Below are 17,196 nucleotides of genomic sequence, written 5' to 3'. Positions count from 1 at the left end.
GTGCGGCCGCTAAGTGACAAATGAAATACATCTTCCCTACAATACTTCGATGCAAAACCATTCCCTATCCCTGCCGGCCGCACTGCGCGGCCAACTGAAGCGCTGGTGGCCGGAGCCGCTGGTCATCGGCCAGCGCGAGCGGTTGGCGGTCACCCTGGCATCGCTGCTGGCCATTGCCATCACCGGCCTCACCACCCACTGGCTGCTGGGCCCGGCGCCGATGCTGGTGGCCTCCATGGGCGCAGCGGCAGTGCTGCTGTACGCACTGCCCAGCAGCCCGCTGGCACAGCCGTGGCCGCTGGTGGGTGGCCACCTGGTATCGGCCAGCGTGGGCGTGCTGTGCGCGCATTTCGTGGCGCAACCGGCGCTGGCGGCGGGCCTGGCTGTCGGGCTGGCCATCTTTGCCATGATCGCACTGCGCTGCCTGCACCCGCCCGGCGGCGCCATCGCCCTCAACGCGGTCATCGGCGGCCCGGCGGTGCACGCCATGGGCTTCGGCTTCGTGGCACTGGTGTCCTGCAATGCCTTGCTGATGCTGCTGCTAGCGCTGGCGCTGAACCGCTACCTGCTGCGCCGCCCCTACCCGCGCGCGCTGCCGGCGCCGAACCGCCACCTGGTCAGCGACCCGACGCCGCTGGCACGCATGGGTATTCTGGATGATGACGTCAACGCGGCGCTGGCCGGCTTCAACCACCTGCTGGACATCAGCCGCGACGACCTGGAGCAGGTGATGACCCTGGCCGAGATGCACGCCTACCGCCGCCGGCTGGGCGATGTGCGCTGCCGCGACTTCATGACCCGCGACGTAGTGAGCCTGCCGCCGGACAGCAGCCTGCAGGAGGCATGGCGCCTGCTGCGCCGCCACAAGGTGCGCGCGCTGCCGGTGGTCGGCGAGTTCGGCCAGGTGGTGGGCATGGTGTCGCTGGTGGACTTCCTCAAGCGGCTGGACGGCACGCCGGAAGGCCTGCGCGAGCGCCTGGCACGGCTGCTGGGCGGCCGCGGCAGCAGCAACCGCGTGGCGGCCATCATGAGCAGCCCGGTGGTGAGCGTGCGTGCCGATCTGCACTTGGTGGAGCTGGTGCCGCTGTTCGCCGAGCGCGGCCTGCACCACGTACCGGTGCTGACCGACGACGGCACGCTGCAGGGCATGATCAGCCAGTCCGACCTGATTGCCGCGCTGTTCCGCGACCGGCTGCATGCCGGCTGACTCTGGTAGACATGCATTCACGGTAAACGTTGGGCCTCGTTATGCTCGACGCCAACCTACCGCTCGTTGAGCAAAACCATGCGGCCAACGTTGGCCGCAGGGCAATAAAAAACGCCACTCCGCAGAGTGGCGTTTTGCATGGGCAGGGCGTGATTACTTCACGATCTGCGCCAGCTGGCCTTTCAGGTACAGATTGGCCATGCTGTCCAGGCTTACCGGCTTGATCTTGCTAGCCATGCCGGCGGCGCCGAAGGCTTCGTAGCGGGCCAGCACGATGTCGCGCATGGCGTCGGTGGAGACCTTCAGGTATTTGCGCGGGTCGAACTCTTTCGGGTTCTGCGCCAGGAAACGGCGGATGGCGCCGGTGGAGGCCAGGCGCAGGTCGGTGTCGATGTTCACCTTGCGCACGCCGTGCTTGATGCCTTCCACGATCTCTTCCACCGGCACGCCGTAGGTCTCGCCCAGGTCACCGCCGAATTCGTTGATGATCTGCAGCCATTCCTGCGGCACGCTGGAGGAGCCGTGCATCACCAGATGGGTATTGGGGATGCGGGCGTGGATTTCCTTGATGCGGTCGATGCGCAGCACGTCGCCGGTGGGCTTCTTGGTGAACTTGTAAGCGCCGTGGCTGGTGCCGATGGCGATGGCCAGTGCGTCCACGCCGGTGTCCTTCACGAAGCGGGCGGCTTCTTCCGGGTCGGTCAGCAGCTGGCTGTGGTCCAGCACGCCTTCGGCGCCCACGCCGTCTTCTTCGCCGGCCATGCCGGTTTCCAGGCTGCCCAGGCAGCCGATTTCACCTTCCACCGACACGCCGCAGGCGTGGGCGAAGTTCACCACGGTACGGGTGACGTCAACGTTGTAGTCGTAGTCGGCCGGGGTCTTGCCGTCGCTCTTCAGCGAGCCGTCCATCATCACCGAGGAGAAGCCCAGCTGGATGGAGCGCTGGCATACGTCCGGGCTGGTGCCGTGATCCTGGTGCATCACCACCGGGATATGCGGAAATTCTTCCACCGCGGCCAGGATCAGGTGGCGCAGGAACGGGGCGCCGGCGTATTTGCGGGCACCGGCGGAGGCCTGCACGATCACCGGAGCATCCACCTTGTCGGCGGCTTCCATGATGGCGCGCATCTGCTCCAGGTTGTTCACGTTGAAGGCCGGCAGGCCGTAGCTGAATTCTGCTGCGTGGTCCAGCAGCTGACGCATCGATACGAGTGCCATGTGGCGAGTCTCCAGTAGTTGAATGCTGTCGCGCCAGCCGGGGCTGGCGCGGAAAAAAGGTTGGCCGCGCGGCCGTTCAGACCTGGCTCAGGCGCGGTTTACGGTGCTCAGTGCGATGCCGGCCGCCATGAAGGAGCCGCCGGCAAAGCGGTTCATCAGGCGCTGGCGCAGCGGGCTGGTGAGCCAGTGCTTGAGCTTGGCGCCGCCAAAGGCGTACACCAGCTGCCAGCTGCTTTCGATCACGTAGAAAGTGCCGGCCAGCACCGCCAGTTGCGGCAGCTGCGGCACGTCGGCACGCATGAACTGCGGGAACAGCGCGGTAAAGAATACGAAGGCCTTCGGGTTGCTCATCGCCACCAGGAAGCCGGTGCGAAAACGCTGCCCGGCGCTGACGACTTTATCGCCCTCGTCATCGCTGGCAGCAGCGGTATCGCTTACCGGCGCGCGCCAGGCCTGGTAGCCCAGCCACACCAGGTAGGCGGCGCCGGCGTACTTGACGATGGAGAACAGCAGCTCGGAGGCCGCCAGCAGCGCGCCCAGACCGGCAGCGGAGCCGCCCATGACCAGACCCAGCGCCAGCAGCAGGCCGGCCATGGTCGGCAGTGCGCCGCGCAGGCCGAAGCGGATGCCGTGGCTCATTGCCAGCAACATGTTGGGGCCGGGGGTGGCGGAGACGAAGAACACCGTCACCACGAAGATCAGCCAGGTATTGAATGCCATGGTCGCAGCTCCTTGAAAACAGTCTTGCCGAGTCTAGGCCGCTGGCCTGTACCCGGCAAGTTACATGCTGTTCACGATTGCGCGTGAACGGTTGCGGCCAACGTTGGCCGCAAGCAACGACCTGCAGCCAGAACCTTACATGGCGAGTACCTCTTCGCCTTGCCCCGCTCTGGCTCGCCAGGTCGTCCGCGGCTTGTTAAGCGCGCTCGGCCAGAATCGCCACTGCCGGCAGTTCCTTGCCTTCCAGGAATTCCAGGAAGGCGCCGCCACCGGTGGAGATGTAGCTGATGTCGTCGGTGAGGCCGAACTTGGCGATGGCCGCCAGGGTGTCGCCACCGCCGGCAATCGAGAACGCCGGCGACTTGGCGATGGCTTCGCCCAGCACGCGGGTGCCGTCGCTGAACTGCGCAAACTCGAACACGCCCACCGGGCCGTTCCACACCACGGTGCCGGCCTGGGCCACGATGGCGGCCAGTTCGGCAGCCGATTGCGGGCCGATGTCCAGGATCATGTCGCCGGCAGTCACTTCGGCCACGTTCTTCAGCGTGGCGGCGGCGGTTTCGGCGAACTCGCCGGCACACACCACGTCGCTCGGCAGCGGCACGTCGCCACCACGGGCGCGGATCTTGGCGATGACTTTCTTCGCCTCTTCCACCAGGTCGGCTTCGGCCAGCGACTTGCCGATGGTCTTGCCTTCGGCCAGCAGGAAGGTGTTGGCGATGCCACCACCCACGATCAACTGATCCACCTTGTCGGCCAGTGCTTCCAGGATGGTGAGCTTGGTCGAGACCTTGGAGCCGGCAACGATGGCCACCAGCGGGCGGGCCGGCGCCTGCAGCGCCTTGCCCAGCGCTTCCAGCTCGGCAGCCAGCAGTACGCCGGCGCAGGCGGTCGGGGCGAACTTGGCCACGGCATGGGTGGAGGCTTCGGCGCGGTGCGCGGTGCCGAAAGCATCGTTGACGAAGATGTCGCACAGGCTGGCGTATGCCTTGCCCAGCTCTTCGTTGTTCTTTTTCTCGCCCTTGTTCAGGCGCACGTTCTCCAGCATCACCACGTCACCTGCGGCCAACTGCAGGCCGGCCTGCCAGTTGTCGGACACGGCAACGGCCTTGCCCAGCAGTTCGGACAGGCGGGCGGCTACCGGTGCCAGGCTGTCTTCCGGCTTCGGCTCGCCTTCGGTGGGGCGGCCCAGGTGGGTCATCAGGATCACGCTGGCGCCGGCCTTGAGGCAGTGCTCGATGGACGGCAGGCTGGCGCGGATGCGGGTGTCGTCACCGATCACGCCATTTTTTACCGGCACGTTCATGTCCACGCGGATCAGTACGCGCTTGCCGGCCAGGGCCAGGTCGGTGAGTTTCTTGAATTGCATGTTTTCTCCTCAGCTGGGCAGGGCGGGTGTAGAGCCTGTTCAATGCCTTTTGGCGACTGCGCTGGCCCGACAAATAGTCAGATGCCAGGCGGACGGCGCAGGCCTTAGTTATTCTAAGGCCAAGCCGGCCAACGCCGCAGATGGCGGTTTGCCGGGCCAGCCCTACGGGGCCGGGTTCTGCCGGCGCATCGCGTTGTCGATCGTCCCTGGCAGTGAAGGCACTGCGGCGGGACTCTCTCCTAGCGCTGCATCCGGCAGAAGCCGGCCGCAGCCGTCAAAAGACATTGAACAGGCTCCTGGGCCCGCCATTATCACTCTGCTGCTGCCGGTAAGCCGGGCAGCGGCAAATCGGTTATTGGCGTGGGCCGCTTGCGGCCCACCCTACCAGGCTGGCGCCAACCCGCAGGTTGGCCGCATCAGTCCCGGTTTACTTCGCCTCGAACATTGCCTTGGCGGTTTTCAGCATCTGCTGGCAGAAGCCCCACTCGTTGTCGTACCAGGCCAGCACTTTCACCATATTGCCGCCGGTTACCTTGGTCAGGGTGGCGTCGAAGATGGAGCCTTCGGTGCTGTGGTTGAAGTCGCTGGATACCAGCGGCAGGGTGTTGTAGCCCAGGGTGCCCTTCATGCTGCCTTCGGCCGCCTTCAGTACGATCTCGTTGATCTCGTCCTTGGTGGTGTCGCGCATGGCGGTGAAGGTGAGGTCCACCAGCGATACGTTGATGGTCGGCACGCGTACCGAGAAGCCATCCAGACGGCCCTTCAGCTCCGGCAGCACCAGGCCTACCGCCTTGGCGGCGCCGGTCTTGGTCGGGATCAGGTTGTCGGTGGCGGAACGGGCGCGGCGCAGGTCCTTGTGACGCACGTCGGTCAGCACCTGGTCGTTGGTGAAGGCGTGAATGGTGGTCATCAGGCCCTTCTTGATGCCGATGGCGTCGTTCAGCGCCTTGGCCACCGGGGCCAGGCAGTTGGTGGTGCAGGAGGCGTTGGACACCACGGTCATGTCGGCGCGCAGTACGTCGTGGTTCACGCCGTAAACGATGGTGGCATCCACGTCATCGCCGCCTGGTGCGGAGATCAGCACCTTCTTGGCGCCGGCGTTCAGGTGCGCCTGGCACTTTTCCTTGGTGGTGAACGAGCCGGTGCACTCCAGCACCAGGTCCACCTGCAGCTTGTCCCACGGCAGTTCGGCCGGGTTGCGGGTGGAGAAGAACGGGATCACGTCGCCGTTGACGATCAGGTTGTGCTCGTCGTGGCTCACATCGGCGTCGAAACGGCCGTGCACGGTGTCGAACTTGGTCAGGTGCGCGTTGGTGGCCAGGTCGCCGGAAGCATTCACGGCAACGATTTCGAAATCGCCACGCAGCTTGTATTCGTAGATGGAGCGCAGTGCCTGGCGGCCGATACGGCCGTAGCCGTTGATCGCGATACGGATGGTCATGTTTTCTCTCCCAAGAAAATGTCTGAAACCGGAAAGTGCCCATGTCTGCCGGCTTTTGCCGATCTGGTGGCACTACAAATGAAACGGCCGCCCCTCGCGTACGGGGGCGGCCTGTGTGTTATGCGCGGATGACGTTCTTGGTCTTGGCGACCACGTTTTCCACGGTAAAGCCGAATTCCTTGAACAGCACGCCGGCCGGGGCGGATTCGCCGAAGTGGTCGATACCGACAACTTCGCCTTCCAGGCCCACGTACTTGCGCCAGCCGTCGGTCACGCCGGCCTCGATGGCCACGCGCGGCACGCCTGCCGGCAGTACCGAGGCGATGTAGGCCTTGTCCTGCTGGTCGAAGGCGCGGGTGCACGGCATGGAAACCACGCGTACCGCGATGCCTTCGGCGGCCAGGGCTTCCTGCGCCTTCAGCGCCAGCTCCACTTCGGAACCGGTAGCGATCAGCACGGCCTTGGCGCCCGCCGCATCGCGCAGCACGTAGCCGCCTTTTTTCACGCCGTCAATCTGCGCGGCGTCACGGGTGACGAAGGGCAGGTTCTGGCGGCTGAAGATCAGGCAGGACGGGTGATCCTTGGCGGCCAGCGCCTCGGCCCAGGCCACCATGGATTCCACGGTGTCGCACGGGCGCCATACCGCCATGTTCGGGATCAGGCGCAGGGTGGCGATCTGTTCCACCGGCTGGTGGGTGGGGCCGTCTTCGCCCAGGCCGATGGAATCGTGGGTGAACACGAACACCGGGTTGATCTTCATCAGCGCCGCCATGCGCAGTGCATTGCGCGCGTATTCGCTGAACATCAGGAAGGTGGCGCCGAACGGCTTCACGCCGCCATGCAGCGCCAGGCCGTTGAGGATGGCGGCCATGCCGAACTCGCGCACACCGTAGTGCACGTAGTTACCGCCGGCTTCCGGGGTAACCGCTACCGAACCCGGCCAGTTGGTGAGGTTGGACGGGGTGAGGTCGGCGGAGCCGCCCACCAGTTCCGGCAGTACCTCGGCGAAGGCGGCGATGGCGTTCTGCGACGCCTTGCGGGTGGCGATGGTTTCGCCCTTGTCGTTGGCCGCAGCGATCTTGGCGGCAACATGTTCATTCCAGCCGGCCGGCAGCTCGCCTTTCATGCGGCGGATGAACTCGGCAGCCAGTTCCGGGTGAGCAGCGGCGTAGTCGGCGAACAGCTTGTCCCACGCGGCCTGCAGGCCGGCGCCCTTGGCGCGGCAATCCCAGGCTTCGTAGATGGTCTGCGGCACCACGAACGGCTCGTAGGCCCATTGCAGGTTGGCGCGTGCGGCGGCGATCTCGGCGCTGCCCAGCGGCGAGCCGTGCACGTCGTGGCCACCTTCCTTGTTCGGGGCGCCCTTGCCGATCAGGGTCTTGCAGCAGATCAGGGTGGGGCGGTCGCTGCTCTTCTTGGCGGTGTCGATGGCGGTCTGGATTTCCTGCGCATCGTGGCCGTCCACGTTGCGGATCACCTGCCAGCCGTAGGCTTCGAAGCGCGCCGGGGTGTCGTCGGTGAACCAGCCATCCACGTCGCCGTCGATGGAGATGCCGTTGTCGTCGTAGAAGCCGATCAGCTTGTTGAGGCCCCAGGTGCCGGCCAGCGAGCAGGCTTCATGGCTGATGCCTTCCATCAGGCAGCCATCGCCCATGAAGGCGTAGGTGTAGTGATCCACTACCTGGAAGCCGTCACGGTTGAATTCGGCAGCCAGGATCTTCTCGGCCAGCGCCAGGCCCACCGCGTTGGTGATGCCCTGGCCCAGCGGGCCGGTGGTGGTCTCCACGCCCGGTGCGTAGCCGTATTCCGGGTGGCCCGGGGTGCGGCTGTGCAGTTGGCGGAAGTTCTTGAGGTCTTCGATCGACAGGTCGTAGCCGGTGAGGTGCAGCAGGCTGTACAGCAGCATCGAGCCATGGCCGTTGGACAGCACGAAGCGGTCGCGGTTGGCCCAGTCCGGATGGGCGGGGTTGTGTTTCAGATGATCGCGCCACAATACTTCAGCGATATCCGCCATGCCCATCGGGGCGCCGGGGTGACCGGATTTTGCCTTTTCCACGGCGTCCATGGACAGGAAACGCACGGCATTGGCTAGCTCGGTTCGGGTGACCATTCGGGGAAAACCTCAAGATGTAGGGAGCCGGAGCAACAGTGTCGCGCCGCTGTTGGCGGCGGTCTAACCGTTGCGAAATCATGGGATTATCGCCGATTTTGCCGCAGCGCGGCAACCTCGCCAACCCGCGCCGGTGCTGGCTTTGCGCCGTAATAAAATTACCATGCCGCCGTACTTGATCATGGCGTCATCAAAACGGAGCCGACAGTCGATGCAATCACCCCCTTCGCATGCCTTTCCGCCACGGCGCGTGCCGGCTGTGCATGGCTGGTACTGGGTGGCGCAAGCCTTCTACCTGGTACGCGAGCAGCCGCTGACCTGGATACTGTTCGCCGCCAGCTACCTGTTGCTGCACCTGCTGTTCGGCCTGCTGCCGGGGCTGGGGCAGTTGCTGGCCATCATGCTGTCGCCGGTGTTCGCCGGCAGCTTCGTACTGGCGGCCAGGCGCGCCGACCGCGGCGCCACCCTGCGGCCGCAGGAGGTGCTGGCGGCGTTCCAGGAGCACGCCCGGCCGCTGATCGGGCTGGGGCTGAGCTATTTCGGCCTGCTGGTACTGACCATGCTGCTGATCATGCTGTTGCTGATGGCCATGATGGGCGGCATGCACGACCCGCAGAAGATGCAGGCGCTGCCGCTGGGCACGCAGATGGTGGGCATGTCGCTGATGGCCGGCGGCCTGTTCATCGCCTCGCTGCTGTACTGGTTCGCACCGGCGGCGGTGGTACTGGGCGGCTTCGACCCGCTGCGCGCCATGCGCCGCAGCCTGGCCGGCGGCCTGCTCAACTGGCAGGCGGTACTGCTGTGCGGGCTGGTGCTGTCGGCACTGCTGCTGCTGGCGCTGCTGCCGGCCGGGCTGGGCCTGTTGCTGTGGCTGCCGGTGATGTTCGTCACCGTCTACACCGCCTGGCAGGACGTGTTCGGCGACGGGCTGCCGCAACGTTGATAAGGTTGGCCGCAAGCCTGCCGCCACACACTTGGGAGAACGCGATGAGCACGCTACAGCAAGCGCCCATTCACAAGCTGCACCCGACCCAGCTCACCGTCGGCATGATCGAGGTGCACGACAAGAAGAAACACCTGGCGGCGCTGAAAGCCGCCGAGCAACTGGAATTCATGCGCGCACACCCGATTCCGGCGGTACTGGGCGCCGGCGGCGAGCTGTACATCACCGACCACCACCACCTGGGCCGCGCGGCATTCGAGGCCGGCGTCGACAGCGGCTTCTTTGAAGTGGAAGCCGATTTTTCCCACTTGTCCGGCGATGCCTTCTGGCTGGCGATGGACAACAAGCACTGGGTGCATCCGCTGGACGAAAACGGCGTGCGCCATGTGTACGCCTGCATTCCGCGCCACCTGGAAAAACTGGTCGACGATGTCTACCGCTCACTGGCCGGCTACGTACGCAACGCCGGCGGCTACGACAAGACGCCGACGGCGTTTGCCGAGTTCGTGTGGGCCGACTTTTTCCGCCGCAACCTGCCGCTGGAAGAGGTGCAGGCCGACTTCGCCGCGGCAGTGAAAGCGGCGCTGCCGCTGGCCGGCAGCGAACTGGCGCGCGGCATGCCGGGCTTCAAGAGCGGGAGTTGACGTTGGCCGCAAGGCCGGGACGGCTTGCGGCCAGGCTTTGACGCTCAATCGCGGCGCATGTCCAGGTGCGGAATGCCGCCGTCGTCGTAGGGCGCCGATACCGGGCGGAAGCCGAAGCTTTCGTAGAAGCCCTGGCGGTCGGCCTGCGCCGACAGCATGATGGCGCGGCCCGGGAACAGCGCCAGGCACTGGTTCACTGCCTGCTGCATCAGCGGCTTGGCCAGGCCGCTGCCGCGCAGCGGTTGCGGAATCACCACCCGGCCGATGGCACTGGCGTCCGGATACTTCACGCCGGGGGCGATCAGCCGCGCGTAGGCCACCAGCTGGCCCGCTGCATCACGGCCGCACAGGTGCCAGCAGTCCCGGTCCACGCCGTCGATATCGCCATACAGCGACTGCTGTTCCAGCACGAACACCCGGTCGCGCAGTTGCAGCACGTCATACAGTGCCGTTGCGGTGAACTCGCCAAAACCGTGGCATTGCCACCGTACTTGAATTGCCATAGTACAATCCTCGAACTTTCACTTTCAGTGATCCGAACATATCACGGCGTGCGCCCTGCATGCCGGCCGCGATCCCCACATATGAGCCACAACGACCTGTTTGACGTACCGGACGTATCCGAGCCGCCGCCGCCGGCCCCGCCTGCGGCCAACCTTGCCGTGGACGACGGCAGCATTCCGCTCGACCTGTACGCCGAGCGCGCCTACCTCGAATACGCGATGAGCGTGGTGAAGGGCCGCGCGCTGCCGGAAGTGGCCGACGGCCAGAAGCCGGTGCAGCGCCGCATCCTGTACGCCATGCGCGACATGGGGCTGACCCACGGTGCCAAGCCGGTGAAGTCCGCCCGCGTGGTGGGCGAGATCCTGGGTAAATACCACCCGCACGGCGACAGCTCCGCCTACGAGGCGCTGGTGCGCATGGCGCAGGATTTCACCCTGCGCTACCCGCTGATCGACGGCCAGGGCAACTTCGGCAGCCGCGACGGCGACGGTGCGGCGGCAATGCGTTACACCGAGGCGCGGCTGACGCCGCTGGCCGAGCTGCTGCTGTCCGAGATCGACATGGGCACCGTGGACTTCGTGCCCAACTACGACGGCGCCTTCGACGAGCCGGCGCTGCTGCCGGCACGCCTGCCCATGGTGCTGCTCAACGGCGCCTCCGGCATCGCGGTGGGCATGGCCACCGAGATTCCGCCGCACAACCTGAAGGAAGTAGCCTCCGCCGCGCTGGCGCTGCTGGCCAACCCGGACCTCACCACTGCCGAGCTGATGCAGCACGTGCCCGGGCCGGATTTCCCCGGTGGCGGCCAGATCATCACCCCGGCCGAGGACATCCAGGCAGCCTATGAGGTTGGCCGCGGCAGCGTGCGCGTGCGCGCCAAGTGGGAAGTGGAAAAGCTGGCGCGCGGCCAGTGGCGGGTCATCGTGTCCGAGCTGCCGCCCGGCTCCAGCGCGCAGAAAGTGCTGGCCGAGATCGAGGAGGCCACCAACCCGAAGGTGAAGTCCGGCAAGAAGGCGCTGACCCAGGAACAGCAGAACCTGAAGAGCCTGATGCTGTCGCTGCTGGATCGCGTGCGCGACGAGTCCGACAGCGAGCAGCCGGTACGGCTGGTATTCGAACCCAAGTCCAGCCGCCAGGACCCGGACGAGTTCATGAACATCCTGCTGGCGCAGACCAGCCTGGAAGGCAATGCCTCGCTCAACCTGGTGATGATAGGCATGGACGGCCGCCCGGCGCAGAAGGGGCTGAAGAGCATCCTCGCCGAGTGGCTGCAGTTCCGCCAGCACACCATCACCCGCCGGCTGAACTTCCGCCTGGGCCAGGTGGACAAGCGCATCCACATCCTGGAAGGGCGCATGATCGCCTTCATCCATATCGATGAAGTGATCCGCGTCATCCGCGAATCGGACGAGCCCAAGCCGGAGCTGATGAAGGCCTTCGGCCTCACCGAGATCCAGGCCGAGGACATCCTGGAAATCCGCCTGCGGCAACTGGCGCGGCTGGAAGGCTTCAAGCTGGAGAAGGAGCTGTCCGAGCTGCGCGAGGAGCGCGACCGCCTGCGCTACCTGCTGGGCAGCGAGGCCGCGCTGCGCGGCAAGATGGCCGAGGAAATCCGCGAAGATGCCGCCAAGTACGGCGATGCGCGCCGCAGCGAGATGAAGCCGGCCGAACGCGCGGTGCTCACCCAGACCGTGGCCGACGAGCCGGTGACGGTGATCCTGTCGCAGAAGGGCTGGATCCGCGCCCGCGTGGGCCACAACCTGGACCTGTCCGCGCTCTCGTTCAAGGACGGCGACGCGCAGCACACCGTGGTGGAAACCCGCACCGTGTGGTCGCTGATCGTGCTGGACAGCAAGGGCCGCGCCTACACCATCGACCCGGCCGATGTGCCCACCGGCCGCGGCGACGGCGTGCCGGTTGCCAGCCTGGTGGAGCTGCAGGACGGCGCCAAGCCGGCGCAGATGATCTCCGGCCGCGACGAGGAACGCTTCATCGTCGGCGGCAGCGGCGGCTACGGCTTCATCGCCAAGATCGCCGACATGGCCGGGCGGGTGAAGGCCGGCAAGGCCTTCCTCACCCTGGACGACAACGAAGCGGTGCTGGCACCGGTGAAGGCTGCGGCCAACCTTGACGGCCTGCGCCTGGTGGTAGCCAGCGATGGCGGCCGCCTGCTGGCCTTCCCGGCCGGCGAGCTGAAGGAGCTGGCCAAGGGCCGCGGCCTGATGCTGCTGGCGCTGGACGACGGCGAGGCGGTCACCGCCTTCGGCCTGGTGGCCGGCGAGCGCGCGCTGCTGGCCACCACCTCGATACGCGGCAAGCTGGCGGACGAGAAGCTGGCACTGGCCGAGTTCGACGGCAAGCGTGGCCGCAAGGGCAAGCTGCTGCCACGCAAGTGGACCGTCACCGCCATCCGCGACGTGGAATAAGCGATGCCGGCGCCCGTCGAAGGCCTGATGTCACCGAACCGGGCGCTGCATTACTTCAACCTGTTCCGCATGGTCAGCGTGCTGATCCTGCTGATCATGACGCAGTGGGTGACCGCGTCGCTGACGCCCAATCTGCCGCTGGGCGGCTGGGTGTGGCTGTATGCGGCACTGATCACCCTGGCGATGCTGCTGCCGCGCCTGCGCCTGCCGCTGCACTGGACGCTCACTCTGACCCTCACCGGCGACATCCTGTTGCTGGTGACCTTCATGCAGCACTATGGCGGGGTGCAAAGCGGCTTCGGCATGATGCTGCTGCCGTTCCTGGCCGTGGCCGGCATGCTGGTATCGCGGCGCATCGCCGCCTTCTATGCCTCGCTGGCCACCCTGGCGGTATTCGGCAGCGTGCTGTGGGGCAGCCGCGGCCATGGCCTGGATACCCGCGAGCTGTACCAGGCCGCCATGCTGGCCATCGCCTGTTTCGTTACCGCTGGCATCACCTCGCTGCTGGGCAGCAAGGCGCGCGCATCCGAGCGGCTGGTGGCCGCGCGCAGCCGCGAGCTGGCCAGCCTCAACCGCCTGAATGCGCTGGTGCTGCAGGCGCTGCGCGAGGCGGTGGTGGTGGTGGACGAAAACAGCCTGGTGCAACACTACAACAGCCGCGCCGAGCGGGTGTTCGGCCGCATCCAGCGCGAGTCGGTGCTGCCGGAGCTGGAAGCCATCCTGCGCCGCTGGCGGCAGCAGGGCTGCCCGTCGCACGCACAGACGCTGGACATCAACGTGCGCGGCCAGCAGCTGCTGGGCCGCATGCTGCCACTGGCAGTGGGCGAGGTGCGGCTGGTGGTGATCTTCCTGCAGAACGTGGCCGACCTGGCCGCCGAGGCGCAGCGCATCAAGCTCACCGCGCTGGGCCGGCTTACCGCCAATATCGCCCACGAAATCCGCAACCCGCTGGCGGCCATCAGCCAGGCGGCCGAGCTGCTGGGCGAGGACGCCAGCGACGAAGGCAGCCGCCGGCTGGCGGCGATGGTGCATGCCAACAGCCGACGCATCAACCACCTGGTGGAAGAGGTGCTGCAGCTGAACCGCCGCGACCGGGTAAAAGCGGAGCAGATCACGCTGGGCGGCTTTCTCACCGCGCTGGTGGACGACTTCCTGCTGGCCAACCCGCAGGCGGCCGGCAGCATTGCCACCCGCATCCTGGTGGAGCAGACCGTGCGCTTCGACCGCGGCCACCTGCAGCAGATTCTCACCAACCTGATCAGCAATGGCTGGCGCTACAGCAGCCGGGCACCGGGCGCGGTCAGCATCGAAGTGGATGCCGAAGCCATCCGCGTGCGCGACGACGGCCCCGGCGTGGGCGAGCCGGCGCAGAGCCGGCTGTTCGAACCGTTCTACACTACCGAGAGCACCGGTACCGGCCTTGGCCTGTACATCGCCCGCGAGCTGGCCGAGGCCAACGGTGCCGAACTGAACTACCAGGGGCCGGGGGGCTGCTTTGTGCTGACCCTGCCCAAGAGCGCCTGAGGACCTGTTTACGCTCTGCTGCGCTTCGGCGATACAGCGTTAAAAACGTCTTCGGAATGCTCATTTACTATGTGTAAACTCCGCTTCCTCTGCCATTTTCGCCTTGTCTCGCCCTAGCTCGCGAGAGCGTAAACAGGCCCTGAGGCGGCGTGCAAGCGAGAAGCAAACCATGAGCCGAGTGCTGATAGTTGACGACGAACCCGATATCCGCGAACTGCTGGCGCTGACGCTGGACAAGATGGGGCTGACGGTGGACGCCGTCGGGACCGTGGCAGAGGCGCACAGCCAGCTGGCCAGCAGCCGCTACGACCTGGCGCTCACCGACATGCGGCTGCCGGATGGCGAGGGCATCCAGGTGGTGCAGTACATCACCAAGGCCGGGCTGGACGTGCCGGTAGCGGTGATCACCGCCTACGGCAGCACCGAAAACGCGGTGGCGGCGATGAAGGCCGGCGCCTTCGACTACCTGGCCAAGCCGCTGAGCCTGGCCGCGCTGCGTTCGCTGGTGAAATCCGCACTGGGGCTGCGCGACAGCGGCACGGCCGCGGTGAGCATCACCCGCTTGCAGGGCGAATCGCCGGCAATGCAGGACGTGCAGCGGCTGATCGCCAAGCTGGCCAGAAGCCAGGCGGCAGTGTTCATCAGCGGCGAATCCGGCTCCGGCAAGGAGCAGGCGGCGCGCAGCATCCACGAACTGGGGCCGCGCGCCGGCAAGCCCTTCGTGGCGGTGAACTGTGGCGCCATCCCGGAAACGCTGATGGAAAGCGAGTTCTTCGGCAGCAAAAAAGGCGCCTTCACCGGCGCCGATGCCGACCGCGAAGGCTTCTTCCAGCAGGCGCACGGCGGCACGCTGTTCCTGGATGAAGTGGCCGACCTGCCGCTGGCGATGCAGGTGAAACTGCTGCGGGCGATACAGGAAAAAACCGTGCGCCGGCTGGGCGCAGCGCAGGAGGAGGCGGTGGACGTGCGCATCCTGTCCGCCAGCCACAAGAACCTGGTGCAGCAAGTGGCCGACGGCGCCTTCCGCCAGGACCTGTACTACCGGCTGAACGTGATCAGCCTGGCCATGCCGGCGCTGCGCGAGCTGCGCGAGGATCTGCCGCGCTTCATCGGCGCTCTGCTGGATCGCTATGCCGGCAGCGAACGGCCGCGGCTGACGCCGGAGGCGGTACAGGCGCTGCTGGCCTATCACTACCCCGGCAACTTCCGCGAACTGGAAAACATTCTGGAACGCGCGGTGGCGCTGTGCAGCGACGGCATGATCGAGCCGCTGGACCTGCAACTGCGTGCCGACAGCCCCGCGCCCGGCATGGAAGCGGGCGGCGTGAGCGCCGGCAGCGAAACGCTGCAGGACTACCTGGACCGGGTGGAGCGCAGCGCCATCGAGGCGGCGCTGGCGCAAAGCGGCGGCAACCGCACCCAGGCGGCCAAGCTGCTGGGGGTGAGCTTCCGCTCACTGCGCTACCGGCTGGAGCGGCTGGGGATGAAGGAAGGCTGAGGCCTGGCGCTGCATGCGCAGCCCGGATAAGTGCAGCGCATCCGGGAACCCTCATCAGGATCCACTCCAACGTTGGCCGCAGCGCCATCCCCGGATGCGCCAGCGACTTTTCCGGGCGGCCAGGCGGCCCCAGCTTGCGGCCAACCTTATGCTTGCCAGGGCTGGCGGAACACCCGCTTGCAGCGGGCTTCCACCCTGCACTCCGCAATGAAAAACCCCCTGCCGCTTTGCAACGGCAGGGGGTTTCTGCATGTGGCTGGAGTAGGCCGCCGCACGCGGGGTAAATTGACTCGCCTCAGATGCGCGCCAGCGCGCGGCGGGCCGCGGCGATAGTATCGTCGATCAGCGCCTCGGTGTGGGCGCTGGAGGTGAAGCCGGCCTCGTAAGCCGACGGCGCCAGGTACACGCCTTCGTCCAGCATGGCGTGGAAGAAGGCCTTGAAGCGCGGGATGTCGCACTGGGTGGCCTCGGCGTAGCTCGCCGGCACCTTGCTGCTGAAGTAGAAGCCGAACATGCCGCCCACGCTGTCGGTGACCATCGGCACGCCGGCATCGCGCGCGGCATCGGCCAGGCCGGCAGCCAGGCGGGCGCTGAGGCGGCCGAGATTGTCGTGGAAGCCCGGCTGCTGGATCAGGCGCAGCGTGGTGAGGCCGGCGGCCACCGCCAGCGGGTTGCCCGACAGGGTACCGGCCTGGTAGACGTTACCCAGCGGTGCGATCTTGGCCATGATGTCGGCACGGCCGCCGAAGGCTGCCAGCGGCATGCCGCCACCCACCACCTTGCCCAGCGTGGTCAGGTCCGGGGTGATGCCGTGCAGACCCTGGGCGCAGTTCAGCGCCACGCGGAAGCCGGTCATCACTTCGTCGTAGATCAGCACCGCGCCGTACTGCTCGGTGAGTGCGCGCAAGCTGCGCACGAACTCGGCGGACGGCTTGATCAGGTTCATATTGCCGGCGATAGGCTCCAGGATCACGCAGGCGATCTTGTCGCCCAGTTCCTTGAAGGTGTCGGCCAGCTGCTGCACGTCGTTGTACTGCAGCACCAGGGTGTGCTTGGTGGTGTCCGCCGGCACGCCGCCGGAGGACGGGTTGCCGAAGGTGAGCAGGCCGGAGCCGGCTTTCACCAGCAGGCTGTCGGAGTGGCCGTGGTAGCAGCCTTCGAATTTCACGATCAGGTCACGGCCGGTGAAGCCGCGCGCCAGGCGGATGGCGGACATGGTGGCCTCGGTACCGGAGCTCACCAGGCGCAGCTGCTGCACCGAAGGCAGCAGCTTGCAGATTTCCTCGGCAATCTCGACTTCGCCTTCGGTGGGCGCACCGAAGGACAGGCCGCCGGCAGCGGCGTCCTGCACTGCCTTGATCACTTCCGGGTGGGCGTGGCCGAGAATGGCCGGGCCCCAGGAGCCGACGTAGTCCAGGTACTGCTTGTCGTCGGCATCCCAGAAGTAGGCGCCTTCGGCGCGCTTCACGAAACGCGGGGTGCCGCCCACCTGGCCAAAGGCGCGCACCGGCGAGTTCACGCCACCGGGAATGACTTGCTTGCCACGTTCAAACAGTTCGAGATTGCGGGACATTGCTTTTCCTTTCAGGCAG

The 17,196-nt window shown here is 66.4% G+C and carries 13 protein-coding genes; 6 read left to right on the top strand and 7 right to left on the bottom strand.

Annotated elements, in window-relative coordinates; all coding sequences use genetic code 11:
- Nucleotides 1-49: 49 nt before the first annotated feature.
- Nucleotides 50-1,207, top strand: coding sequence for an HPP family protein (locus PSELUDRAFT_RS05865; protein ID WP_088965956.1), 1,158 nt, complete (start codon nt 50-52; stop codon nt 1,205-1,207).
- 153 nt (nt 1,208-1,360) lie between these two features.
- Here the strand turns inward: PSELUDRAFT_RS05865 and fba are convergent, their stop codons facing one another.
- The 5 genes from fba to tkt form a co-directional block, all read right to left on the bottom strand.
- Nucleotides 1,361-2,425, bottom strand: coding sequence for a class II fructose-bisphosphate aldolase (gene fba, locus PSELUDRAFT_RS05860; RefSeq protein WP_088965955.1), 1,065 nt, complete (start codon nt 2,423-2,425; stop codon nt 1,361-1,363).
- An 87-nt stretch (nt 2,426-2,512) separates the two neighbouring features.
- Entirely contained in the window at nt 2,513-3,145 is a 633-nt protein-coding gene (locus PSELUDRAFT_RS05855; protein WP_088965954.1) for a LysE family translocator, read from the bottom strand.
- Nucleotides 3,146-3,341: 196 nt separating this feature from the next.
- Nucleotides 3,342-4,514 (bottom strand): phosphoglycerate kinase, encoded by a 1,173-nt coding sequence (locus PSELUDRAFT_RS05850; protein ID WP_088965953.1) that lies wholly within the window; start codon nt 4,512-4,514, stop codon nt 3,342-3,344.
- Nucleotides 4,515-4,941: 427 nt separating this feature from the next.
- Nucleotides 4,942-5,955 carry a type I glyceraldehyde-3-phosphate dehydrogenase gene (gap, locus tag PSELUDRAFT_RS05845; protein ID WP_088965952.1) on the bottom strand — a complete coding sequence of 338 codons (1,014 nt, stop codon included), beginning with the start codon at nt 5,953-5,955 and terminating at the stop codon, nt 4,942-4,944.
- A gap of 118 nt (nt 5,956-6,073) precedes the next feature.
- Nucleotides 6,074-8,065: a transketolase gene (gene tkt, locus PSELUDRAFT_RS05840; protein WP_088965951.1), complete on the bottom strand. Its 1,992-nt coding sequence runs from the start codon at nt 8,063-8,065 to the stop codon at nt 6,074-6,076.
- A gap of 211 nt (nt 8,066-8,276) precedes the next feature.
- On the opposite strand from tkt, the gene PSELUDRAFT_RS05835 reads away from it, so the two are divergent.
- Together PSELUDRAFT_RS05835 and PSELUDRAFT_RS05830 are read left to right on the top strand one after the other, a co-directional pair.
- Entirely contained in the window at nt 8,277-9,008 is a 732-nt protein-coding gene (locus tag PSELUDRAFT_RS05835) for a BPSS1780 family membrane protein (protein WP_157725027.1), read from the top strand.
- 44 nt (nt 9,009-9,052) lie between these two features.
- Nucleotides 9,053-9,652 carry a ParB-like protein gene (locus PSELUDRAFT_RS05830; protein WP_088965949.1) on the top strand — a complete coding sequence of 200 codons (600 nt, stop codon included), beginning with the start codon at nt 9,053-9,055 and terminating at the stop codon, nt 9,650-9,652.
- A gap of 44 nt (nt 9,653-9,696) precedes the next feature.
- Here PSELUDRAFT_RS05830 and PSELUDRAFT_RS05825 read toward each other — a convergent pair whose 3' ends face one another.
- Complete coding sequence (locus PSELUDRAFT_RS05825; protein WP_088965948.1) at nt 9,697-10,155, bottom strand: GNAT family N-acetyltransferase; 459 nt, start codon at nt 10,153-10,155, stop codon at nt 9,697-9,699.
- A gap of 81 nt (nt 10,156-10,236) precedes the next feature.
- Between PSELUDRAFT_RS05825 and parC the strand changes: the two genes are divergently transcribed.
- From parC to PSELUDRAFT_RS05810, 3 genes are all read left to right on the top strand, one after another.
- Nucleotides 10,237-12,582 carry a DNA topoisomerase IV subunit A gene (parC, locus tag PSELUDRAFT_RS05820; protein WP_088965947.1) on the top strand — a complete coding sequence of 782 codons (2,346 nt, stop codon included), beginning with the start codon at nt 10,237-10,239 and terminating at the stop codon, nt 12,580-12,582.
- A 3-nt stretch (nt 12,583-12,585) separates the two neighbouring features.
- On the top strand, nt 12,586-14,106 hold the full coding sequence (locus tag PSELUDRAFT_RS05815) for a nitrogen regulation protein NR(II) (protein WP_088965946.1): 1,521 nt from the start codon (nt 12,586-12,588) through the stop codon (nt 14,104-14,106).
- Nucleotides 14,107-14,275: 169 nt separating this feature from the next.
- Nucleotides 14,276-15,604, top strand: a complete 1,329-nt coding sequence (locus PSELUDRAFT_RS05810) for a sigma-54 dependent transcriptional regulator (RefSeq protein ID WP_088965945.1) — start codon at nt 14,276-14,278, stop codon at nt 15,602-15,604.
- Between the two features lie 295 nt (nt 15,605-15,899).
- Here the strand turns inward: PSELUDRAFT_RS05810 and hemL are convergent, their stop codons facing one another.
- A complete protein-coding gene (gene hemL / locus PSELUDRAFT_RS05805) occupies nt 15,900-17,177 on the bottom strand; it encodes a glutamate-1-semialdehyde 2,1-aminomutase (RefSeq protein ID WP_088965944.1) in 1,278 nt (425 codons plus the stop codon).
- Between the last annotated feature and the right edge of the window lie 19 nt (nt 17,178-17,196).

The sequence above is a fragment of the Vogesella sp. LIG4 genome (genome assembly GCF_900090205.1).
Lineage (GTDB): Bacteria > Pseudomonadota > Gammaproteobacteria > Burkholderiales > Chromobacteriaceae > Vogesella.
This window is presented reverse-complemented; position numbering and strand designations above follow the sequence as displayed.